Consider the following 21505-nt stretch of genomic DNA (forward strand, 5'->3'; position numbering starts at 1 on the left):
GTCCGCCAGGCCCGGGACTGCGAGTGGCGTCCCGTTGCTCCCCCGGATTCACCTATTGCTCATAAGAGATGCTTGATAGGTGGGCTTTCGAGCACCCATGCTGAGCGGAGTTCGACTAAGCTCCGGGTTATGTGTGGAATCGTGGGGTACGTCGGCGCCCGCCCGGCGCTGAACATCGTGCTGGACGGGTTGCGGCGACTGGAGTACCGCGGCTACGACTCGGCTGGGGTGGCGATCGTCTGCGACGACGAGTTGCTGACCGAGAAGAAGGCCGGCAAGCTCGCCAATCTGGAGAAGACCCTGGCGGAGCGGGTGAGTGCCGACCCGGACGGCTGCCCTGCCCCGAAGCTCGGTATCGGCGACGGCACCACCGGCATCGGCCACACCCGTTGGGCCACCCACGGCGGGCCGACCGACCGTAACGCCCACCCGCACCAGTCCCGGGACGGCCGGGTCGCCGTCATCCACAACGGCATCATCGAGAACTTCGCCAAGCTTCGGGCCGAGTTGGAGGCCGACGGGGTGGAGTTCGACAGCGACACCGACACCGAGTGCGCCGCCCACCTGCTCGCCGCCGCGCTGGCCGAGTTGCGCGCCGCAGGAGAGCCGGACGGACCGCAACTGCTCGCGGCGGCGATGCGTACGGTCAGCCAGCGGTTGGAGGGCGCGTTCACCCTGCTCGCGGTCGACGCCGCGATTCCCGGCGCGGTGGTCGGCGCGCGGCGCAACTCGCCCCTGGTGGTGGGTCGGGGCGATGGGGAGAACTACCTGGCCAGCGACGTCTCCGCGTTCATCGAGCACACCCGTGAGGCGGTCGAACTTGGTCAGGACCAGGTGGTTCTGATCACGGCGGAGAGCATCGAGATCACCGACTTCGACGGCACCCCGGCGATCGGCAAGAACTTCCACATCGACTGGGACGCCTCGGCCGCCGAGAAGGGCGGCTACGACTACTTCATGCTCAAGGAGATCGCCGAGCAGCCGCAGGCGGTCGCCGACACGCTGCTCGGCCGGCTCACCGAGGGCGGCGAGATCATGCTCGACGAGGTCCGCCTGACCGACCAGGACCTCCGGGACGTGGACAAGATCTTCATCGTCGCCTGCGGTACGGCGTACCACGCGGGGCTGGTGGCGAAGTACGCGATCGAGCACTGGACCCGGATTCCGTGCGAGGTCGAGTTGGCCAGCGAGTTCCGCTACCGCGATCCGGTGCTCGACCGGTCCACGCTGGTGGTGGCGATCTCGCAGTCGGGCGAGACGATGGACACCCTGATGGCGCTCCGGCACGCCAAGGAGCAGAAGGCCCGGGTCCTGGCCATCTGCAACACCAACGGCTCCACCATCCCGCGTGAGTCCGACGCGGTGCTCTACACCCACAGCGGGCCGGAGATCGCGGTCGCGTCCACCAAGGCGTTCCTGACCCAGTTGGTGGCCTGTTACCTGATCGGGCTGCACCTGGCCCAGGTCCGTGGGGTCAAGTACGCCGACGAGGTCGGTGCGGTGGTGGCCCAGCTCCAGGAGATGCCGGGCAAGCTGCGGGACCTGCTCGCCGACATCGAGCCCGTACGTGAGCTGGCGCGGGACCTGAAGTCCGCGCCGACGGTGCTCTTCATCGGACGCCACGTCGGCTACCCGGTGGCGCTGGAAGGCGCACTGAAGCTGAAGGAACTGGCGTACATGCACGCCGAGGGCTTCGCCGCCGGTGAGCTCAAGCACGGCCCGATCGCCCTGATCGACCAGGGCACGCCAGTGGTCTGCGTGGTGCCCTCCCCGGCCGGTCGCGGCATGCTGCACGACAAGATCGTGTCGAACATCCAGGAGGTACGGGCCCGTGGTGCCCGGACCATCGTGATCGCCGAGGAGGGCGACACCGCCGTCCTGCCCTATGCCGACCACCTGATCACGGTGCCGCGTACGCCGACCCTGCTCGCCCCGCTGGTCACCACGGTCCCGTTGCAGGTGCTCGCCTGCGAGATCGCGGCAGCCCGGGGGCACGACGTCGACCAGCCGCGCAACCTGGCCAAGTCGGTCACCGTCGAGTGAGCCGGCGCGACCCGGTCTGAACTGTCCCGGACCGGCTCCCGGCGCTCGTGCCCGGGGTGGACCGCCCACGCGGACCGCCCACGTGTTCGGTACGGGCGCCGGGCCGGTGCGGAACACGGAACACCTAACGGGCCCGACCGTCGAGGGTGATCCGGGCGATCGAGTCCAGCGCCGGGTTGCCGGCGTTCCAGTAGCCGGTGTGACCGTCCGTCCCCGCGCCGAACACCCGGGCACCGAAGTCGGCTCCGCTCGGGTCGGCGCCGAACCAGAGGTCCTCGGCCGGACGGCCCCACGCGATCATCGCGCCAACGCCGGGCAGTACGCCGCTGACGGCGAGGCGCCCGAGCAACTCGACCGGACCCGCGGCGTGCCGAATCACGTCGTCACCCGCGGTGCCGGCCCAGACCCGGTCCGGCGGCAGGTGCAGATCGGCGGCCCGGTCGACGCCGACGCCGGGCGAGCCGATGAATACCACCTGGTCGGCCGCGATGCCGTGATCGCGTGCCGTCGTCCCGACCACCAGCGACCCATAGCTGTGGCCGAGCACGGTCTGCCGGGCCGGCGGCCCTTCGTGGGTGGCGCGCAGCCCCTCCTGGAAGCTGTGCAGGGCCGGCCCGGCGTCGTGGGCCTGCCGGGGGTGGAGCGCCTGGTCGAGGAAGTCCGGTGCGTCGTAGTCGAGCCAGAGCACCACGGCGGTCCGTTCGGTCGGTGCCAGGTCGGCGCAGCGGGCCGCCATCAGCTCGGCCCGGCCCAGTTCCCCGGCGATGGTGGGCAGGTCGGTGGTCATTCCCGGCACGTACGTCAGCACGTTCTCCGCCTGGTCGGGGTCGCCGAGCGCGACGACCGCGCGCCCGTCGCCGGCCGGGTCCAGGCCGAGCAGGTAGGCACGGGGACCGGTGTCGGCGACGAGCCGGTCACCGAGCACGTCGAACCCGGCGAGCGTCCGTTCGATCCGGGCGAGTTCGACCGCCACCGCCGGGGTGATCCGGCCGCTCAGCAGGGCGGAGCGTTCGGCCAGCAGCGTCCCCCGCTGGCGTTCGAGCAACAGCCGGTTCGCCTGGTCCCGATCGCCCACCGGCACCCCGTCCAGACGTCCGACCAGGGCCGGCTCGTGCGCCACCAGCCACCGCCGCTGCGCCGGGGTGAGCCCGGCCCACCAACGTCGCACCACCGCCGGATCGCTGCCCGGTGGCGGAGGGCCGGCCGGCGGCGCGGTGGCCCAGCCGGCGCCCGCCCCGGCGGCCAGGTCGGCCAGCCGCCGGGCCGCCTCGCGGTCCGCCGTCGTCGCCAGTTCCAGTGCCGCCGCTATCCCGGCCGCGATCTCCGGCACGGCCGCCGGCTCCGGCCCGCCCGGCTGCCGCGTCGCGGTCGGGTCGCGGCGGTCCGGCTGCGCCGCCGGGTCCGCTGACGCCACGCCACGCCGGTCCACCCGTACGCCCCGGCTGGCGGCGTCGCGGACGGTCGCGTCCAGCATCGCCTTGGCGGTGCTGATCCGGGCCGCGTATTCGGTGAGGATCTGCTCGACCTCGATGAAGACCGGCCGGCTGCCGACGAGTTCGCTCGCGAGCCCGTGCAGCCGCCGGTCGGCCGCCTGTCCGGCCGGGCCGGCCCAGCCGGCACGCAGTTCGGCGGCGGTCCCGGTCACCTCGGCGACCCGTCGGTCGGTCAGTCCGGCCACACCCCGCCAGGTGGCACCGGCCGCCCGCCAGGCCGCCGGATCGGCCGACCAGAGCTGTGCGTACCCGATCACGGGTTCACCGTCCAGCGCTGAGCCGGGTCGCGGCCCGGTCGTCGGCGGCGTCGTAGCCGTCGGCGGCGGCACGCAGCCCGTCGGCGGTCTGCGCGGTCCGGCCGCCGATCTCCGCGAACCATTCGTGGACGGCCGACTCGAGCCCCGACAGGGCCGACGCGGCGGCCCATCCTGGCGCCGGAACCAGTAGCGCCGCCCCGGCCGCGCCGCCGGCCGGCCCGTGGCCGAGCCGGTATCCGGTGCCGACGAGGCGGTCGGCCGCCCCACGCAGCTCCCCGGTCCGCACCTGGACTAGATCGTCGTGCATGCCTGCCCCCAAACCGACGTCGATGCGACGGACGCTAGGCGGTGTCGTCGCTGCTCGGAAGCCCTGTGGACAACCGGGCGGGTACGTGCCCGCCGGTTGTCCACAGGGGTTGTCCGGCAAGAGGCCGGGAGCTAATCTGCGCGCCCAGGTGAGCCGGCTAGGGTGGGACGGTGATCGTCGCAGTCGGCATCGACGTGGTCCTCGTCGACCGGTTCACCCGTGCGCTGGCGCGTACGCCGCTCCTGGCCGACCGGTTGTTCACGGAGGCCGAGCGGTTCACCGGGTCCGGCAACCCACGCTCGCCGGAATCGCTCGCCGCCCGTTTCGCCGCGAAGGAGGCGGTGGCGAAGGCGCTCGGCGCCCCTGCCGGCCTGCACTGGCACGACTGCGAGGTGGTCGCCGACCCGGACGGCAGGCCCTGGCTGACCGTCTCCGGCACGGTCGCCGCCGTCGCCGCCGAACGCGGCGTCAACCGGTGGCACCTCTCGTTGTCACACGACGGTGGCATCGCGTCGGCGATGGTGGTGGCGGAGCGGTAGCTCCGGGCGGACCGCCGTACCTCCGAGAGATGGGGGTGGGGACGGCGCGACGGCCTTGCGCGGCGCGACGGCGAAAACGAGCGGAGGGTACGGCGATGAGCGGACGGGTGGGCCGGGCGCGACCGGCGCGGACCGGGCGGGTGACCAGGTGAAGCCGGCCTGGCGGGTGTCGGACGTACGACGGGCGGAGGCCGCCCTGATGGCGACCCTGCCACCGGGCACGCTGATGCAACGTGCCGCCGCCGGACTGGCCCGCCGGTGCGCGTTGCTCCTCGACGAGCGGGGCGGGGTGTACGGCGCCGCCGTGCTGCTGCTCGTCGGCTCCGGTGACAACGGCGGGGACGCGCTCTACGCCGGCGCCCGGCTCGCCGCGCGGGGAGCGGCGGTCCGGGCCCTGCTGCTCGACCCGGACCGGGCACACCATGGCGGACTCGCCGCGTTTCGGGCCGCCGGTGGTCGTACCGTCGAGAATCTGCCGGACCGGGCCGACCTCGTCCTGGACGGGATCGTCGGGATCGGGTCCAGCGGAGGGCTGCGCGAACGGGCCGCCCGACTGGTCGCCCGGCTCGCCGGGCTGCGCGGCCGGGCCGGGCGGCGGGCGGTGGTGGTCGCGGTGGACGTACCCAGCGGAGTCGAGGTGGACACCGGGCACGTGGCGCCCACGAACGACGGCAGCGGGGCGGTGACCGCCGACGTGACCGTCGCGTTCGGCGCGCTGAAACCGGCACTCGTGGTGGGGCCTGCGGCGGTCCGGGCCGGGCAGGTCGAGCTTGTCGACATCGGTCTGGAGCCGTGGCTGCGGGGCAGTCCGGCGCTGCACGTCACCGAGTGGTCGGACGTGTTCGACTGGTGGCCGTGGTCCGGTCCGGAGTCGGAGAAGTACAGCCGGGGCGTGGTCGGGGTGGCGACCGGTTCGGCGACGTACCCGGGCGCGGCGGTGCTCTCCGTCGGCGGTGCGCTGGCCGGGCCCACCGGTCTGGTCCGCTACGCCGGCAGCGCCCGCGAGGAGGTGCTGCGTCAGCATCCGTCGGTGATCGCCACCGGGCGGGTGGCCGACGCCGGCCGGGTACAGGCGTGGGTCTGCGGCTCCGGGCTCGGCACCGGGGAGTCGGCCGCCGCCGAGTTGCGCTGCGTACTCGCCGCGCCGGTGCCGGCGATCCTGGACGCCGACGCGTTGACCCTGCTGGTCGACGGGTCGATGGCGGAGCGGCTGCGGCAGCGGGACGCGCCGATCGTGATCACCCCGCACGATCGGGAGTTCGCCCGGCTCTGCGGGGAGACACCGGGCGAGGACCGGGTCGGCGCGGCGCTGCGGCTGGCCGCCTGGATGGACGCGGTGGTGCTACTCAAGGGCGACCGTACGGTGGTCGCCACCCCGGACGGCCGGGCGGTGGTCAATCCCACGGGTACCTCGGCACTCGCCACCGGAGGCACCGGTGACGTGCTCTCCGGCCTGCTCGGGTCGCTGCTCGCCGCGGGGCTGCCGGCGGACCGGGCCGCGATCATGGCCGCGTACCTGCATGGACTGGCCGGACGGGAGGCGGCCCGGCGGGGGCCGGTCACCGCGCCCGACGTGGTCACCGCGCTGCGGGAGGTGGTCCCGCGCTGAGCGGGCCCCGGGACCGCGCGGCGACCTGACCGGTGTTGCCGGCCGGTTGTCCGGTCCCCATCCTGATCCTCATCAGTAGTCTGGCCTCATGTGGCAGGCTGAACTGCGTGTCGATCTTGACGCTATCCGGGAGAACGTGTCCCGGCTGCGCGCCGGGACGGACGCCGAGTTGATGGCGGTGGTGAAGGGGGACGGGTACGGCCACGGCATGTTGCCGGCGGCGTACGCGGCGCTGGACGCCGGAGCCGACTGGCTCGGTGTCTGCACCCTGGACGAGGCGCTGACCCTACGTCGGTCCGGGATCACCGCGCCGGTGCTGGCCTGGTTGCTTCCGCCCGGGGTGCCGCTGCACGAGGGGCTGGTGGCCGGTGTCGACCTCGGCGCGGCCAGCCTGGACCAGCTCGGCGAGATGATCACCGCGAGCCGGTTCGCCGGGCGCCCGGCCCGGGTCCATGTCAAGATCGACACGGGCCTCTCCCGGGGTGGTGCGACCATCGACGACTGGCCGGCGCTGATCGAGGCGGCGGCCAAGGCCGAGGCCGACGGGTTGATCGAGGTCGTCGGGGTGTGGAGTCACTTCGTCCACGCCGACGCCCCCGGCCACCCCACGGTCGACCGGCAACTCGCCGTCTTCCACGAGGCGCTCGCCCTCGCCGAGCGGGTCGGGATCCGCCCCCGCTACCGGCACCTGGCCAACTCCGCCGCCACCCTCACCCGCCGGGACACCCACTTCGACCTGGTCCGGCCCGGCGTCTCCGTCTACGGCCTCTCGCCGATCGCCGGCGAGCAGTACGGGCTCCGCCCGGCGATGACCGCACGCGCCCGGGTGATGCTGACCAAGCGGGTGCCAGCCGGCACCGGCGTCTCGTACGGCCACACCTACTTCACCGAACGCGAGACCACCCTGGCCGTGGTGCCGCTCGGTTACGCCGACGGAGTGCCCCGGCACGCCTCCAACGCCGGTCCGGTCCAGGTCGCCGGAGGGATACGCCGGGTCGCGGGCCGGGTCTGCATGGACCAGTTCGTGCTCGACTGCGGAGACGACCCGGTGGCCGCCGGCGACGTGGTTACCCTCTTCGGTGACGGGACCGACGGCGCACCCACCGCCGACGACTGGGCCGAGGCCGCCGACACGATCAACTACGAGATCGTGACCCGGTTCGGGGGCGTCCGGGTGCCCCGGGTCTACGACGGGGCACCGGTTCCGGTCGCGCCGCCGTCCGCCACCCCCCTCGCCGGTGCCGCCGAGGCGGTGTCCGTGACGCCCGAGGTGTCCCGATGAGCCGAGCGGGTATCCGGGGCAGGCTGAGCCGGGGCGTACCCCGTTCGGGGCTGGCCAGGGCGGCCGGGATCGTCGGCGCGGCGGTCGGTGTCGCGGTGGCCGGGGTGGCCGCCGGACTGGCCGCCGAACGGGCGGTGGTACGCCGTGCCAAGGCGGTACCGGACGACCCGTACGCGGAGGAGGATTTCGGCGAGTTGCCGTACGACAGCGCGTGCACCGTCGAGACGGCCGACGGCACCGACATCCACGTGGAACTGGTCGAGGTGACCGATCCGGACGCCCCGCCCCGGCCGACCGTGGTCTTCGTGCACGGCTTCTGCCTCGACATGGGCACCTTCCACTTCCAGCGCAAGGCGGTCGCCGAGCGCGGGGAGCACCGCCTGGTCTTCTACGACCAGCCCGGTCACGGCCGCTCCGGCAAGCTCGAAACGGGCGAGTACGAGCTGCCCGCGCTTGGCGAGACGCTCCGGTCGGTCATCGACCAACTGGTGCCGGAGGGCCCGCTTGTGCTGGTGGGGCACTCGATGGGCGGTATGACCATCATGGCGTTCGCCGAGCGGTATCCGGAGATGTTCGACAGCAGGGTCGTCGGTACCGTGCTGATGGCCACCTCCGGCGGACTGCTGGAGGAGACGAAGATCGGCCTGCCGGCCATCATCGGGCGGCTCGGCACCCCGCTCCTGCCGCTGGTCAACAACGCCACCAAGCTCACCGGCGGCATGATCGACCGGGCCCGGAAGGCCTCCGCCAACATGGCCTGGCTGCTCACCCGCCGGTACGGCTTCGGCACCTCGAACCCGAGCCCCGCGCTGGTGTCGTACGTCGAACGGATGAACGCCGGCACCTCGGCCGAGACCGTCGCCCGCTACCTGCGGACGCTCTACACCCATGCCCGCTACCCGGCCCTGACGGCGCTGAAGAACACGCCGACCCTGGTCATCGTCGGCGACCAGGACATGATCACTCCGGTGACCCACTCGGAGGAGATCCTGCGCCGGCTGCCCGACGCCGAGTACGTCAAGGTCCCCGACGGGGGCCACGTGGTGATGCTCGAGCACGCGGACGAGGTCAACGCGGCCCTGCTCGACTTCCTTGACAGACTGGCCCGATGAACGTGGTTGACCCGACCGTCCCGGCGGCCCCGAACGCCCCGGTGTTTCCCATCGTCGAACTTTCCACCGTGGAGGAGACCCGGGCCTTCGGGCGACGGCTCGCCGCCCTGCTGCGCGCCGGGGACCTGCTGGTGCTCACCGGGCCGCTCGGCGCGGGGAAGACCGCGCTGACCCAGGGGATCGGTGCCGGCCTCGGGGTGATCGGCGACGTCACCTCACCCACCTTCGTGATCGCCCGGGTGCACCGCCCCGGGCCGGCGAGCGGCCGACCGGCGCTGGTGCACGCCGACGCGTACCGCCTCGGTGACGCGGTCGACCCGCGGGCCGAGATCGACGACCTGGACCTCGACGCGTCGGTGGACGACGCGGTCACCGTGGTCGAGTGGGGCGAGGGCATGGTCGAGCAGTTGGTCGACGCGCACCTGCGGGTCCGGATCGACCGGCGGGACGACGACTCCCGGCTGATCGAGCTGGTTCCGGTCGGTGGAGACTGGGTCGACCGTCTAGCCACCCTCTCCTGAGCCTCTCACTGCCCCTTCCGCCCGCCGCTGTTCCCACCGGCGCGGGTTAACAAGGGGCCCTTCCTATGCCAGATGCGATAACAAGGGGCCCTTCCTTACTCGCGTGCTGTCGTAGGGGGCTTTTAGAGTGCGGGCGAGCGTTTGACCGATCCCGGAAGGTTGCCGATGACCCTCGATCTGCCCGCCCTGCTCCCGTCGGAGTGGCGCACCGTGCTGGAGCCGCACCTGGACCCGGCCCGCACCGCCGAACTGGCCGAGTTCGTGGCCGACGAATACGCCACCCAGACCGTCTTCCCGCCGGTCGAGGATCTCTTCTCGGCCTACCGGCTCTGCGCGCCGCAGGACTGCCGGGTGCTGATCCTGGGGCAGGACCCCTACCACAAGGCGGGTCAGGCCCACGGGCTGAGTTTCAGCGTCCGGGAGGGGGTGTCGGTCCCGCCGTCGTTGCGCAACGTCTTCAAGGAACTGGCCGAGGACCTGAGTGTGCCGGCGCCGCGTGGCGGCAACCTCTCCGGCTGGGCGGCCCAGGGGGTGCTGCTGCTCAACGCCGTACTCACGGTCCGGCAGGCCACCCCGGGCTCGCACGCGAACAGGGGCTGGGAGGCGTTCACCGACGCCACCATCCGGGCTCTGGACGCCCGCTCGGAGCGGGTGGTCTTCCTGCTCTGGGGCGGTTACGCGCGCAAGAAGCGGGAGCTGATCACCAACCCGGCGCACGTGGTGCTGGAGGCGGGCCACCCCAGCCCGATGAACCCGCGCGGGTTCCTCGGCAGCCGTCCGTTCAGCGCGGCGAACAAGGCGCTCGCCGACGCTGGCCTGCCCACCATCGACTGGGAGCGGACCGCCGCCTGACCCCGTTCGGATCGGCGGCCGTGCACCGGCCGGGCCGTGACGGGCGGTAATCGGGGTCGGGCTAGGGTTCTTGGGTGCTCGTACTCGTGGTGGACTCGTCGACCCCGGCGGTGACCGCGGCGCTGGCGGAGGTGACGGCCGACCGGGTCGTGCTCCGCGCCGAGCGTCGCACGGTCGACGCCCGTGCCCACGGTGAACTGCTCGCCCCGCAGATCGAAGCGGTGCTGGCCGAGGCCGGTGCGCGTCCGACCGATCTGGCCGCGATCGTCGCCGGGCTCGGCCCCGGGCCGTTCACCGGCCTGCGGGTCGGCCTGGTGACCGCGGCGACCATGGGCCAGGTGCTCGCCATTCCGACCTACGGTGTCGGTTCCCTCGACGCGCTCGGTCGGGAGGCCGTGCTCGGGGCAGCGGCGGCGCCGGGCCAGGAGGCCGGCACCGGTCGACGTGTGCTGGTCGCCTCCGACGCCCGTCGCCGGGAGATCTACTGGGCGCTCTTCGACGCCGCCGGTGAGCGGGTGGCCGGACCGGCCGTCGACGCGCCCTCGGCGGTCGCCGGGCGGATGGCCGAGCTGGGCGCGACGGTCGCGGTGGGCGAGGGCGCCCAGCGGTACGCCGACACGCTGGCCCTGCCGCTGCTGCCCGAACCGACGTACCCGTCGCCGTACGCGCTGGCCGAACTCGCCGCCGAGCGGATCCGCGCCGGTGCGCCCGGCGAGCCACTGGTCCCGCTCTACCTGCGGCGCCCGGACGCGGTGGCGGCGACGGTGCACAAGTCGGTGCTGCCGTGATGCTGACCCGGTTCCGCTGGTGGCACATCGACGACGTGCTGACGATCGAGGCCGACCTGTTCGGTGCCGAGCAGTGGACGCCGGGCATGTTCTGGAGCGAGCTGGCGAGCGGGCACCACTACCTGGTGGCGCTGGACGACGAGGGCGTGCTGATCGGCTACGCCGGGCTGGCGGTGACGCCGGACGAGGCGTGGGTGCAGAACATCGCGGTCCGCCGGGACGCCCAGCGCGGCGGTGTCGGACGTGCCCTGCTGGAGGCGTTGCTCGCCGAGGCGGCCCGGCGCGGCGTACCCAGGACGATGCTGGAGGTGGCGGTGGACAACGCCGGTGCCCAGAAGCTCTACGCGGCGTACGGCTTCGAGCCGGTCGGCGTCCGCCGTGGCTACTACCAACCGAGTAACACCGACGCGCTGGTGATGATGCGAGATGGCTGACGAGCCGCTGATCCTGGGGATCGAGACCTCCTGCGACGAGACCGGGGTCGGGATCGTACGCGGCCACACCCTGCTCGCCGACGCGCTGGCGTCCAGTGTCGACCAGCATGCCCGGTTCGGTGGGGTGGTGCCGGAGGTGGCCAGCCGGGCGCACCTGGAGGCGATGGTGCCGACCATGCAGCGGGCGCTGGACGACGCGGGTGTGACCCTGGCCGACATCGACGCGATCGCGGTCACCGCCGGCCCGGGTCTGGCCGGGGCGCTGTTGGTGGGGGTGGCCGCGGCGAAGGGCTACGCGGTCGCCGCGGACAAACCGGTGTACGGGGTGAACCACCTCGCCGCCCATGTCGCGGTCGACACCCTGGAGCACGGCCCGTTGCCGGAGCCGGCGATCGCCATGCTGGTCTCCGGTGGCCACTCGTCGTTGTTGCTGGTGGACGACCTGGCGACCGGGGTCACCCCGCTCGGGGCGACCATCGACGACGCCGCCGGTGAGGCGTTCGACAAGGTGGCGCGGCTGCTCGGCCTGCCGTTCCCGGGCGGACCGCCGATCGACCGGGAGGCGCGGGCCGGCGACGCCTCGGCGATCCCCTTCCCGCGTGGACTGACCGCGCCGAAGGACCTCGCCGCGCACCGGTTCGACTTCTCCTTCTCCGGGCTCAAGACCGCGGTCGCTCGTTGGGTGGAGGCCCGTCAGCGGGCGGGTGAGCCGGTGCCGGTCGCCGACGTGGCCGCCTCGTTCCAGGAGGCGGTCTGTGACGTGCTGACCGCCAAGGCGATCGACGCCTGCCGCAGCCGGGGCATCGAGACGTTGGTGATCGGTGGCGGTGTGGCGGCCAATTCGCGGCTGCGGGTGCTGGCCGAGGAGCGCGCGGCGAAGTACGGCATCAGGGTGCGGGTGCCCCGACCCAAGCTCTGTACGGACAACGGGGCGATGGTGGCGGCGCTCGGCTCGCATCTGGTGGCCGCCGGGGTCGCGCCGAGCCGGCTCGACCTTCCCGCCGACTCCGCCCTGCCGCTGACCGTGGTGAGCGTGTAGTCGATCCTGGTCGAGCGGGTCTTCGATCGTGGTGGGCGTGTAGTCTGCCGGCGGCATCGGAGCCGTTCGATCAGATCGTCGCCCGGGTGGGCTCGTGGCGGCACGCCGGAAAGAGGGAACGGAGATGGCGGACGTGATCGTGCGGATGTGGGAGGCGCGGGCGGAGCCCGCCGGATTCGCCGACCTGATCGCCTGGGTCACCGAGGATGCGCTGCCCGACTTCGATCATCACCCGCTGCACATGTCGAGTGAGGTCTTCTCCTCCACCGACCACCGGCTCGTGGTGATTTCCAAGTGGCGGGGGAGCCCGCTCGATCTGCCCGACCCGCCTGCCCGGTTGGTGGCACGCCCACCGCACGTGTGGGATTTCGCTCAGGTCGACCGCTGACCTGACCCCCTCGCCCGACCGGTCCTCATCCCTGTTTTGCCTGGTCAGTGGGGTTTTGGGGGTGTGTAGTCGAGGCCCCTGACCGGCGCAGGCGATCTTGTTACGGCACTGTCGCCGAGCGGAATCTTGACGCCGGGGGCGGCTGATGGGCAACAATGGATGGCAAGGAGGGGAGTATTCCCCGACGGTGGTGTCGTCAGCACGGCGGACGCCCGACTCAGTCGGGCCGAAACCCGGCGCCATCGGTCACCCCATGGGGCTAAGCTCCCGCGGCTCGGTGGCGGAAAAGACCTCCGACAGTCACCAGAGTCGACATCATCAACCGTTCCTGCCCCAGAGTCGGGTCAGGTCAGCCGGTGATGTCCTGTGCCTGCCGGAGGATTTAGATGGACGTTTCCGCCCTGACCTGGATCATCACGCTTGTCGTGCTGGTCGGTGTACTCCTGCTCGACCTGTTGATCATCGGTCGGCGACCGCACGAGCCGAGCATCCGGGAGTCGAGCCTCTGGGTCGGCTTCTACGTCGTACTCGCCCTGTTGTTCGGGTTGGGGGTCTGGGCCACCTCGGGCGGGAGGTTCGCCGGTGAGTTCTACATCGGCTGGTTGACCGAGTACAGCCTCTCGATCGACAACCTCTTCGTATTCGTCGTGATCATGGGGCGGTTCGCCGTACCCCGGCAGTACCAGCAGACCGTACTGCTGATCGGTATCGTGCTCGCCCTGCTGATGCGGGGCGGCTTCATCGCCGCCGGCTCGGCGTTGGTCTCCCAGTTCTCCTGGGTCTTCTACATCTTCGGCGCCTTCCTGGTCTACACCGCGATCAGCTTCCTCAAGCAGGGCGAGATGGACGCGGCGGACGTCAAGGAGAACGCGCTGGTCCGGTGGAGCCAGCGGCACCTACCACTGTCGAACTCCTTCAACGGCACCCGCCTGACCGTTCAGAGCGAGACCGGTCGTCGGCTCTTCACCCCGATGCTGCTCGTGCTGATCGCGATTGGCACCACCGACCTGATCTTCGCGCTCGACTCCATTCCGGCGATCTTCGGCGTGACCAAGGAGCCGTACCTGGTCTTCACCGCCAACGTCTTCGCGCTGATGGGGCTGCGGCAGCTCTACTTCCTGCTCGGCGGGCTGCTCGACCGGCTGGTCTACCTGAACATCGGGCTGGCGGTCGTACTCGGTTTCATCGGGGTCAAGCTGGTGCTGGAGGCGCTCGCCGACAACAGCCTGCCGTTCATCAACGGCGGCGAACATGTCGGCTGGGCACCGCACATCCCGATCTGGCTCTCCCTCACCGTCATTCTCGGTTCGCTGACCATCGCTACCGTGGCCAGCCTGCTCAAGGCATCGAAGGACCGCCGCAAGGAACTGGCCGACGTCGGCTCGCACTGACGGTCGGTAGGCGAGCGGTAGCCGTACGCCCCGCGTCGGGCCCGTCCGGATGGTCATCCATCCGGGCGGGCCCGCGTCGCGTACGGAAGGAGTTCTCCGGCGACCGGTGGCTCGACAACACGGGCGACGGCGACCAGGATTGATTCCGGTCGTTCGAACCCGACCCACGAACGGGGAGTGGAAGATGTCGACGAGCGCTGCGGTCAACCCATTCGCATCCGCCAAGGCCGACCTGCACGAGGTGCTCGCCAACCTGCGCCGGGACCGTCCGGTGATGGAGATGACCCTGCCCACCGGCGCCACCGCCTGGCTGGTCACCCGGTACGAGGACGCACAGCGGGCGTTGACCGACCCCAAGCTCGGCAAGACCACCTCGGCTGGTGGATTCAGCTACCGGGACATGGTGCCGCCGGACGTGGCGAGCGCCGTCAGTCGACACATGCTCACGATCAACCCACCCGACCACACCCGGATCCGCCGGCTCGTCTCCGGCGCGTTCACGGCACGACGGGTGGCCGCGTTCCGGCCCCGGATCGAGGAACTGTCGGAGCGGCTGCTGGACGAGATGGAGGGTAGCGACCGGCTGGACCTGATCGACAGCTTCGCGTTCCCGCTGCCGATCCAGGTGCTCTGCGAACTGCTCGGCGTACCGAGCGAGGACCAGGCGAGCTTCCGTCGCTGGTCCGACGCGATCGTCACCGGCGGGGTGAACCCGGCCGGGCTGCCGCCCGCCCTGATCGCGATCGTCGCGTACATCCGGGAGTTGCTCGCGGCCAAGCGCGAGCGCCCCGCCGACGACCTGCTCTCGGGGCTGATCGAGGCGCGGGACAACGACGACCGGCTCACCGACGACGAGCTGATCTCGATGGTCTACCTCTTCCTCATCGCCGGGCACGAGACCACGGTCAACCTCATCGGCAACGGGACACTCCTGCTGTTGGCCGAACCGGAGCGCTGGGCCCGGGTGGTGGCCGAACCGGAGCTGATCCCGAACGCCGTCGAGGAACTGCTGCGGTACGAGGGACCGGTGCAGAGCAGCACCTTCCGTACCGCCATGGCGCCGACCGAGATCGGTGGACAGGCCATCCCGGAGGGCGCCTTCGTGCTGGTCTCGCTTCTGTCGGCGAACCGGGACGGCGACCGGTTCGCCAACGCGGACCAGCTCGACCTGGACCGTCCGGTGACCCCGAACCTGGCCTTCGGGCACGGCATCCACTACTGCCTCGGCGCCCCACTGGCCCGGTTGGAGGGACAGATCGCGTTCCACGCCCTGACCCGCCGGTTCCCGAAGATGCGGCTGGCGGTGCCGGTCGAGGAGATCGCGTGGCGGCCGGGCATGCTGCTGCGCGGGCTGACCGCGCTACCGGTGATCCCCGGCTGAACCGACCTCGGTGGGCGGCCCGCCACTGTCGTCCTCGGGCGTCGCGGGGCGGCGGTCGCGAGCGGGCCCCAGGATCTCGTCGGCGTCGACCCGGGCGGCCTGCCGGATCTCCTCGGCCTCCCGGCGGGCTTCGGTGCGATAGTCGTTTGCCTGTTCCTCGGCGAGCCGGAGGATCTGCTCGACCCGGGTCCCGAGCCCGGCCAGGGTGGGCCGCTTGTCGTCGCGGTCCGAGCGTCGGTTGGCGGATCCGTCGTCCGCCGGTGCGCCGAGCGAGGTCTCCTTCCTCACGGGTACGAGGAACAGGGCCAGCCCCACTATCAGGGCCGCCCAGGCGTACCGGTGGGCAGCGCCGTCCGTGAGAGCCCCGAGACTGAGGCCGAGCCCGATTCCGAGCACGGCAAGAGCCAGTTTTCTGGACATGACACTCCCTCGTGTCGTCTGGAGGATTCAGCGTCTCTCACCGGTGCCACTGTCGGGCATGGCGTCGGGGCCGGATAGGGCCGCGCGATGTGATCCGTGCCGCTGTGCGGCGCTGCGGTACAACCAACCGGGATCCCGATCACCTTGACTCTCGGAGTCCACAGGAGGGATCGCGGCGTGCAGGAAGAGCTGGAGCAGGAGTACGTCGAATTCGTCACCAGCCGGCTGGCCCGGATGCAGCGGATCGCGTACCTGCTCTGTGGCGACGCCCACCGTGCGGATGATCTTGTGCAGCAGACCTTCACGACGCTCTACGTGCAGTGGCGTCGGGTACGCGCGGTTGAGTACCCGGACGCGTACGTGCGGACCATGCTCGTGCGCGCGTTCCTCAGCGAACGGCGGCTGGTCTGGTCGACCCGGGTCGAGCTGACCGATTCAGTGCCGGAACGGGTCTCGGTCGACGAATCGGGAATCGAGGACCGGGCCGTGCTGCGGGCCGCGTTGAGCCAGGTGCCGAAGCGGCAGCGAGCCGTCCTCGTCCTGCGTTTCCTCTGTGACCTGTCGGTCGACGAGGTGGCCGAACTGCTGGGTTGCTCGCCGGGCACGGTCAAGAGCCAGACCTCGCACGGGTTGGCGGCGCTGCGGCGTCAGCTCGGCGCGGAGACGCTCGCCGCCTGGCATTCGCGGGGTGTGGAAGGGGAGCGGGTAGTTGCGCCAGTCTGACGACGAAACAGCCCGTCGGCTGCTGGAGATCCTGGCCGAGGAACCACTGCCGCCGTCCCGGGTGAACATCGCCGCCCTGGTACAGGTCGGCCGGCGCCGGGCCCGAGCGCGCCGGTTGATCGGCCTCAGCGGGGCGGTGGTGGTGACGGTGGCCGCACTCGCCGTCGTACCGGTGCTGGCGGACGTGGCGACCCGCGAACGGCCGGCACCGGCGGACGAGCCGGTCGCGCAGGCGTCCGCGCAGCCGGACCCGGTCGAGCCGACGAGTTGTCAGCCGGCGCCACTTCCCGTCCCGGCCGACACGCTCAGCAGTCAGGTCCTCGGCGGTGACCCGAGCGGGCGCTACCTGGTGGGTACGGCCACCGGCGGCAACCAGCGGACCTCGGTGCTGCGCTGGGACGACGGCCGGTTGCAGGTGCTCGACATACCGGTGACTGATCCGGCCCATCTGGCGGTCAACTCGCGTGGGGACGTGGCCGGGGACGGCTACTTCCCCAAGAAGCTGGGCGGTCAGGCGCGCGCGTGGACCTACCGGGACGGTAGGTTCGCCGACCTTCCCGCCGTCTCCGGGCCGCCGGTCGCGGTCGTGGGCATCAACGAGCGGGGCGACGTCCTCGGCACGATCAGCGGTGCGATGCCGCTGGTCAGGGTGAGCCCGGAGGCGAAGCAGGGCTCGGTCGAGGCCACCGCCGGTCCGCCGAACGCTTCCACCGCTCATCAGCCGAACGTTCCAGCGGTGCCCAACGCGGCGGAGCAGACGAAGCTGGTTCAACCGGTGGTCTGGCCGGGGGACCAGCCCGACGCCGTACGGTCGTTGCGGCTGCCGGAGAGCCTGATGGTGGTGAACGTACAGGCGGTGGACGACACCGGCACGGTCATCGGCACGGGCAGATCGCTCGCGGGTTCCCCGGTCGGTGCCTCTGGGGCCATCGCGATGCGCGGCCTGATCTGGGCGCCGGACGGGTCGGTACGGGAACTGGCGGCGCCGTCCGGACACGGCCCCGACACCTTGGCCCGTTCCGTTCGGGGCGACTGGGTGGTCGGGGCGTACCAGAGTTCGGCCGAGCCCACCGTGGGAGCCCGCTGGAACCTGCGTACCGGCGAGGTGAGGCCGATGGCGCTGAAGTACATGACCGGGGTCAACCGGGCCGGTTGGGCGGCCGGCTACGTGCTGGACGAGCGGGAACGGCAGGCCCCGGCGGTCGCGTTCGACCAGCGGATCATGGTGCTGCCGATCCCGGCGAAGTTCGACCGGAACGAGGGGGAGCCGATCACCGTCACGATCAGCGACGACGGCCGGCAGATCGGCAGCGTGCTCCGTACGAAGGGCCGGCCGATGAGCGTCGCGTTCCGCTGGACCTGCACCTGAGGTTGCGGTGTAAGGAAGGGCCCCTTGTTAACGCTATGCGTTAACAAGGGGCCCTTCCTTACATGCGATGCGCTTGCAAAGAACTCTTTGCAAGGCTAGCTTTGCAAACATGTCTGAGGATCGGATCCGGCTCGATCCCCGTTCGCTGCGCGGCATCGCCCACCCGCTACGGGTACGGATGCTCGGTCTGCTGCGGGAGCACGGGCCGGCGACTGCCACGGGGCTCGCCGAACGACTCGGCCAGTCGACCGGGGCCACCAGCTACCACCTACGTCAACTCGCCCTGTACGGCTTCGTGGTCGAGGACCCGGAACGCGGAGTGGGACGGGAACGCTGGTGGCGGGCGGCTCACCGGTTGACCACACTCGACTCGGAGACCATCGCCCGCGCGCCCGCCGAAGCCGAGGCGTACGTACGGGCGGTCGCGGCGAGCTACGCCGACCAGGTCGAACGGTGGCTGGGCGAGGGTGCCACCACCGACCCGGCCTGGATCGCGACCAGCACGCTCAGCAACTGGCGGTTCCGCCTGACCCCGGAAGAGGCGGCGCAACTGCACGCCGAGGTCTTCGCCCTGGCCGAACGGTACCGCCGGGACGGTTCGGATGTTGCGGCGCCGCCCGGAGCCGAACCGGTGGTACTCCAGGTGCAGTTGATGCCCTTCGTGCGGAGGGCCGACGAGAGTGGTGCTCGGGCCCCGGGGGCCGACGGGGGAGATGCGCCGTTCGACGCGGGTGCGACCGGGGGCGGTGACTGATGGGCCGGCGAGGGCCGCTCGCAGGGCTGCTGACCGCCGAGTTGATCTCGCTGATCGGCAGCAGGATGAGCATGATCGCGCTGCCCTGGTTCACTCTCGTCTCCACCGGCAGCGCCGCGATGACCGGCGTGGTCGCGTTCGCCGAGATGCTGCCGTACGTGCTGGCCTGCGCGTTCGGTGGCCCGTTCATCGACCGGGTGGGTGCGCGCCGGACCAGCATCGTGGCCGATCTGAGCAGCGCTGCGGTGGTCGTCGCGGTCCCGCTGCTCTACCGTGCGGATCTGCTCGCCTTGGCTGCGCTCGCTGGCCTGGTCGCCGTCGCCGGGCTGCTGCGGGGTTTCGGTGACTCGGCGAAGCAGGTCGTCTTCCCGGAGACGGTGGCTGCCGCCGGCGTGGAGATGACCAGGGCGACGAGCCTGCACGACGGGCTGGCGCGGCTCGCCACGCTGCTCGGCGCTCCGCTCGCCGGTGTCCTTATCGCCGCGCTGGACGCGCCGACGGTGTTGCTGCTCGACGCCGCCACCTTCGGGATCGGTGCCTTGATCATCGCGGTCACGGTGCCGGGTCCACGCCGGACGGCGGTGGCGGAACGCGAGTGCGATCCGGTGGAGGTCGAGCCGTACCTGGTGGCGATGCGGGCGGGGCTGCGGTTCATCTGGCAGAACCGGCTGCTCCGAGGGATGCTGCTGATGGTCCTCGTGACGAATCTGGCCGACGCGGCGTACGGCACGGTGCTCGCGCCGGTCTGGGCGCGCGACGTGATCGGTTCGCCGGTCGCCCTCGGCCTCCTCTCCGCCGCCTTCGCGGTTGGCGCGGTGCTCGGCAATGTGGTCTTCACCGTGCTCGCGCCGAGGATGCCCCGGTTCTGGGTCTTCGCGGTCGGCTTCCTGCTCGCGGGCGCGCCACGGTTCGTCGCGATCGCGGTCACCGAGCGGCTCTGGGTCGTGTACGTCGTCTCGTTCGTGGCCGGGGTGTCGGTCGCCGCGATCAACCCGATCTTCGGGGCGTTGGCCTACGAGCGGATCCCCGAGCGGCTGCGGGCGCGGGTGCTCGGCCTGTCGCGTGCCGTCTCGTTCGCCGGGATCCCGCTCGGCGGTCTGCTCGGCGGTGCGGCGGTGGGCGGTCTGGCGCTGCCGGCGACCTGCCTGCTCTTCGGGTTCGCGTACCTGGTGGTGACGGTGCTTCCGTTTGTCAGCCCGGTCTGGCGGACCATGGACGAGCGCCCCGCGCCGGAGTCCTCACCCGTGCCGCTTCAGCGCGCCGCCGAGGAGTCGCCCAGCGGCGGGGTGAGGGCGAGCCGGTAGCGGACGTCGTCCCGGATATGGGATAGATTCCTGAATGTGAGACACAGTGAAGAGGCGGGTACGGCACTCGGGCCGGTCGACGCGCGGCTCGCGTCCCGGCTGGCCGAGCTGCGGGCGGAGCACGGTTGGTCGCTGGAGGAGTTGGCGAAACGCTCCGGGGTGAGCCGGTCGACCCTCTCCCGGGTCGAACGGGCCGAGATCAGCCCCACCGCCGTGCTGCTCGGCAAGCTCTGCACGGTCTACCGACGGACCATGTCCCGACTGCTCGCCGAGGTGGAGTCGGACCCGATCGGTCTGGTGCCGGCCGGGACCCAGACGGTCTGGACCGACCCCGCCACCGGGTTCGTACGACGTTCGGTGTCGCCGCCCGACACCGGTCTCCGGGCCGAGCTGGTCGAGGGGGTGCTGCCGCCGGGAGCCGTCATCGCGTACGACGCCCCCTCGGTGACCGGCCTGGAACAGCACCTCTGGCTCCTCGACGGTCGGTTACGGGTCACCGTGCGGGACGACGCGTACGACCTGGATCCGGGAGACTGCCTGCGGTTCCGCCTCTGGGGTCCGTCCCGGTTCCACTGCCCGGGACCGACACCGGCCCGGTACGCCCTGGTCCAGGTGCTGCCGTGAGCGGGTCGGCGACGTACCGGTCGGCGCCGGAGCACCCGACGTCCGTCGAGCGGCTCGACCCGGGGGGAGTCGACCGTCACCTGGCCGAACTCGCCGACGTGCTGTGCTCCTGCGTGCACGGCGGTGCCAGCGTCGGGTTCCTGCCACCGTTCACCGCAGCCGACGCGTACCGCTACTGGCGGGACGTGCGCGACCTGCTCGGCGCCGGTGGCCGGGTGCTGCTCGTGGCCCGCCGTGACGGACTGGTCGTCGGTACCGCGCAGTTGGTGCTCGCGACGCCCGCGAACGGCGCCCACCGTGCCGAGGTGTGCAAGGTCCTGGTGCACCCGGACGCGCGGCGGGACGGCGTCGGGCGTGCGCTGATGGACGCGGTCGACGCGCAGGCCCGACGGTACGGTCGGAGTCTGCTGGTGCTGGACACGGTCCGCGGGTCCGCCGGTGAGCGGCTCTACCGGGCCGTCGGCTACCAGGTCTCCGGCGTGATCCCCGGATACGCGCGCTCGACCGAGGGGACGCTGGAGGACACCACGGTCATGTTCAAGGTGCTGTCACCCAACCCGGTCCGCGGGTGACCGCCATGAAGACGAAGAGCAGGACCAGCGTCACCACCGCGACGGCGAAGAGGAGCAGCAGGTCGCGCCGGCCGTGGGCGGCGGCAGCGGTCGTCGATTCCGAGACCGGACTCGGCGTCGGGGTCGCGGGCAGGTCGCGGGTGACGGCGGCCAGGTCGGCCAGCGTACGGGCGGCGTAGACAGCGGCGGCCCGCTCGGAGAACTCGTCCAGGTCCAACCGCCCCGCGGCGGTGTGCCGTTGCAGGTCGTCGAGCACGCGTTGCCGGTCATCGTCGGATGCCCGCATCTGCACGTCCACGCCGG

Annotated in this window: 22 protein-coding genes and 1 pseudogene; 19 read left to right on the forward strand and 4 right to left on the reverse strand. The window is 71.7% G+C overall.

Annotated elements, in window-relative coordinates; all coding sequences use genetic code 11:
• Nucleotides 1-129: 129 nt before the first annotated feature.
• Nucleotides 130-2043: a glutamine--fructose-6-phosphate transaminase (isomerizing) gene (gene glmS, locus BDK92_RS22325; RefSeq protein ID WP_121158462.1), complete on the forward strand. Its 1914-nt coding sequence runs from the start codon at nucleotides 130-132 to the stop codon at nucleotides 2041-2043.
• A gap of 124 nt (nucleotides 2044-2167) precedes the next feature.
• Here the strand turns inward: glmS and BDK92_RS40855 are convergent, their stop codons facing one another.
• Nucleotides 2168-3793, reverse strand: coding sequence for an alpha/beta hydrolase (locus tag BDK92_RS40855; RefSeq protein ID WP_281278634.1), 1626 nt, complete (start codon nucleotides 3791-3793; stop codon nucleotides 2168-2170).
• 4 nt (nucleotides 3794-3797) lie between these two features.
• Nucleotides 3798-4100, reverse strand: a complete 303-nt coding sequence (locus BDK92_RS22335) for a type VII secretion target (protein WP_121158463.1) — start codon at nucleotides 4098-4100, stop codon at nucleotides 3798-3800.
• A gap of 170 nt (nucleotides 4101-4270) precedes the next feature.
• Between BDK92_RS22335 and BDK92_RS22340 the strand changes: the two genes are divergently transcribed.
• From BDK92_RS22340 to BDK92_RS22395, 12 genes and pseudogenes are all read left to right on the forward strand, one after another.
• Nucleotides 4271-4639, forward strand: coding sequence for a holo-ACP synthase (locus BDK92_RS22340; RefSeq protein ID WP_121158464.1), 369 nt, complete (start codon nucleotides 4271-4273; stop codon nucleotides 4637-4639).
• A 148-nt stretch (nucleotides 4640-4787) separates the two neighbouring features.
• A complete protein-coding gene (locus tag BDK92_RS22345) occupies nucleotides 4788-6248 on the forward strand; it encodes an NAD(P)H-hydrate dehydratase (protein WP_121158465.1) in 1461 nt (486 codons plus the stop codon).
• A gap of 88 nt (nucleotides 6249-6336) precedes the next feature.
• A pseudogene (alr, locus tag BDK92_RS22350) lies at nucleotides 6337-7443 on the forward strand (alanine racemase); the annotation flags it as partial.
• 83 nt (nucleotides 7444-7526) lie between these two features.
• Entirely contained in the window at nucleotides 7527-8642 is a 1116-nt protein-coding gene (locus BDK92_RS22355; RefSeq protein WP_121158467.1) for an alpha/beta fold hydrolase, read from the forward strand.
• Complete coding sequence (tsaE, locus tag BDK92_RS22360; protein ID WP_121158468.1) at nucleotides 8639-9163, forward strand: tRNA (adenosine(37)-N6)-threonylcarbamoyltransferase complex ATPase subunit type 1 TsaE; 525 nt, start codon at nucleotides 8639-8641, stop codon at nucleotides 9161-9163. Before BDK92_RS22355 ends, tsaE begins: the two co-directional genes overlap by 4 nt.
• 165 nt (nucleotides 9164-9328) lie before the next feature.
• Entirely contained in the window at nucleotides 9329-10015 is a 687-nt protein-coding gene (gene ung / locus BDK92_RS22365; protein ID WP_121158469.1) for a uracil-DNA glycosylase, read from the forward strand.
• A gap of 74 nt (nucleotides 10016-10089) precedes the next feature.
• Nucleotides 10090-10803, forward strand: coding sequence for a tRNA (adenosine(37)-N6)-threonylcarbamoyltransferase complex dimerization subunit type 1 TsaB (tsaB, locus tag BDK92_RS22370; RefSeq protein ID WP_121158470.1), 714 nt, complete (start codon nucleotides 10090-10092; stop codon nucleotides 10801-10803).
• Nucleotides 10803-11237: a ribosomal protein S18-alanine N-acetyltransferase gene (gene rimI, locus BDK92_RS22375; protein ID WP_121158471.1), complete on the forward strand. Its 435-nt coding sequence runs from the start codon at nucleotides 10803-10805 to the stop codon at nucleotides 11235-11237. The genes tsaB and rimI overlap by 1 nt, the downstream gene beginning before the upstream one ends.
• Entirely contained in the window at nucleotides 11230-12276 is a 1047-nt protein-coding gene (gene tsaD / locus BDK92_RS22380) for a tRNA (adenosine(37)-N6)-threonylcarbamoyltransferase complex transferase subunit TsaD (protein WP_121158472.1), read from the forward strand. The genes rimI and tsaD overlap by 8 nt, the downstream gene beginning before the upstream one ends.
• Nucleotides 12277-12409: 133 nt before the next feature.
• Nucleotides 12410-12664: a hypothetical protein gene (locus BDK92_RS22385; protein ID WP_121162481.1), complete on the forward strand. Its 255-nt coding sequence runs from the start codon at nucleotides 12410-12412 to the stop codon at nucleotides 12662-12664.
• 386 nt (nucleotides 12665-13050) lie between these two features.
• Nucleotides 13051-14055, forward strand: coding sequence for a TerC family protein (locus BDK92_RS22390; RefSeq protein ID WP_121158473.1), 1005 nt, complete (start codon nucleotides 13051-13053; stop codon nucleotides 14053-14055).
• A 184-nt stretch (nucleotides 14056-14239) separates the two neighbouring features.
• Nucleotides 14240-15436 (forward strand): cytochrome P450 family protein, encoded by a 1197-nt coding sequence (locus tag BDK92_RS22395; protein ID WP_121158474.1) that lies wholly within the window; start codon nucleotides 14240-14242, stop codon nucleotides 15434-15436.
• On the opposite strand, the gene BDK92_RS41225 is transcribed toward BDK92_RS22395, so the two are convergent.
• Nucleotides 15416-15856, reverse strand: coding sequence for a V-type ATP synthase subunit E family protein (locus tag BDK92_RS41225; RefSeq protein WP_425462250.1), 441 nt, complete (start codon nucleotides 15854-15856; stop codon nucleotides 15416-15418). The two genes, BDK92_RS22395 and BDK92_RS41225, sit on opposite strands and share 21 nt — an antisense overlap.
• Nucleotides 15857-16033: 177 nt before the next feature.
• Here BDK92_RS41225 and BDK92_RS22405 point away from each other — a divergent pair, with 177 nt between their 5' ends.
• The 6 genes from BDK92_RS22405 (at nucleotide 16034) to BDK92_RS22430 (ending at nucleotide 21202) form a co-directional block, all read left to right on the forward strand.
• Complete coding sequence (locus BDK92_RS22405; protein WP_121158475.1) at nucleotides 16034-16579, forward strand: SigE family RNA polymerase sigma factor; 546 nt, start codon at nucleotides 16034-16036, stop codon at nucleotides 16577-16579.
• The gene (locus BDK92_RS22410; RefSeq protein WP_121158476.1) at nucleotides 16566-17948 is read left to right on the forward strand and encodes a hypothetical protein; all 1383 of its coding nucleotides are present in this window, start codon (nucleotides 16566-16568) and stop codon (nucleotides 17946-17948) included. The genes BDK92_RS22405 and BDK92_RS22410 overlap by 14 nt, the downstream gene beginning before the upstream one ends.
• A 109-nt stretch (nucleotides 17949-18057) precedes the next feature.
• Nucleotides 18058-18702 (forward strand): helix-turn-helix domain-containing protein, encoded by a 645-nt coding sequence (locus BDK92_RS22415; protein ID WP_121158477.1) that lies wholly within the window; start codon nucleotides 18058-18060, stop codon nucleotides 18700-18702.
• On the forward strand, nucleotides 18702-20006 hold the full coding sequence (locus tag BDK92_RS22420; protein WP_121158478.1) for an MFS transporter: 1305 nt from the start codon (nucleotides 18702-18704) through the stop codon (nucleotides 20004-20006). Before BDK92_RS22415 ends, BDK92_RS22420 begins: the two co-directional genes overlap by 1 nt.
• 36 nt (nucleotides 20007-20042) lie before the next feature.
• Nucleotides 20043-20630: a helix-turn-helix domain-containing protein gene (locus tag BDK92_RS22425; RefSeq protein WP_121158479.1), complete on the forward strand. Its 588-nt coding sequence runs from the start codon at nucleotides 20043-20045 to the stop codon at nucleotides 20628-20630.
• Nucleotides 20627-21202 carry a GNAT family N-acetyltransferase gene (locus tag BDK92_RS22430; RefSeq protein WP_211349331.1) on the forward strand — a complete coding sequence of 192 codons (576 nt, stop codon included), beginning with the start codon at nucleotides 20627-20629 and terminating at the stop codon, nucleotides 21200-21202. The genes BDK92_RS22425 and BDK92_RS22430 overlap by 4 nt, the downstream gene beginning before the upstream one ends.
• Here the strand turns inward: BDK92_RS22430 and BDK92_RS22435 are convergent.
• Nucleotides 21168-21500 (reverse strand): DUF1707 SHOCT-like domain-containing protein, encoded by a 333-nt coding sequence (locus BDK92_RS22435; RefSeq protein ID WP_121158480.1) that lies wholly within the window; start codon nucleotides 21498-21500, stop codon nucleotides 21168-21170. The two genes, BDK92_RS22430 and BDK92_RS22435, sit on opposite strands and share 35 nt — an antisense overlap.
• Nucleotides 21501-21505: the final 5 nt, after the last annotated feature.

Source organism: Micromonospora pisi, from assembly GCF_003633685.1.
GTDB lineage: Bacteria > Actinomycetota > Actinomycetes > Mycobacteriales > Micromonosporaceae > Micromonospora_G > Micromonospora_G pisi.

Coding starts and splice junctions, on each gene's coding strand:
- tsaD (WP_121158472.1), top strand. CDS start 11,230: ATGGCTGACGAGCCGCTGATCCTGGGGATCGAGACCTCCTGCGACGAG.
- BDK92_RS22415 (WP_121158477.1), top strand. CDS start 18,058: ATGTCTGAGGATCGGATCCGGCTCGATCCCCGTTCGCTGCGCGGCATC.
- BDK92_RS22395 (WP_121158474.1), top strand. CDS start 14,240: ATGTCGACGAGCGCTGCGGTCAACCCATTCGCATCCGCCAAGGCCGAC.
- BDK92_RS22420 (WP_121158478.1), top strand. CDS start 18,702: ATGGGCCGGCGAGGGCCGCTCGCAGGGCTGCTGACCGCCGAGTTGATC.
- rimI (WP_121158471.1), top strand. CDS start 10,803: ATGCTGACCCGGTTCCGCTGGTGGCACATCGACGACGTGCTGACGATC.
- BDK92_RS22355 (WP_121158467.1), top strand. CDS start 7,527: ATGAGCCGAGCGGGTATCCGGGGCAGGCTGAGCCGGGGCGTACCCCGT.
- BDK92_RS41225 (WP_425462250.1), bottom strand. CDS start 15,856: ATGTCCAGAAAACTGGCTCTTGCCGTGCTCGGAATCGGGCTCGGCCTC.
- glmS (WP_121158462.1), top strand. CDS start 130: ATGTGTGGAATCGTGGGGTACGTCGGCGCCCGCCCGGCGCTGAACATC.
- ung (WP_121158469.1), top strand. CDS start 9,329: ATGACCCTCGATCTGCCCGCCCTGCTCCCGTCGGAGTGGCGCACCGTG.
- BDK92_RS22390 (WP_121158473.1), top strand. CDS start 13,051: ATGGACGTTTCCGCCCTGACCTGGATCATCACGCTTGTCGTGCTGGTC.
- BDK92_RS22335 (WP_121158463.1), bottom strand. CDS start 4,100: ATGCACGACGATCTAGTCCAGGTGCGGACCGGGGAGCTGCGTGGGGCG.
- tsaE (WP_121158468.1), top strand. CDS start 8,639: ATGAACGTGGTTGACCCGACCGTCCCGGCGGCCCCGAACGCCCCGGTG.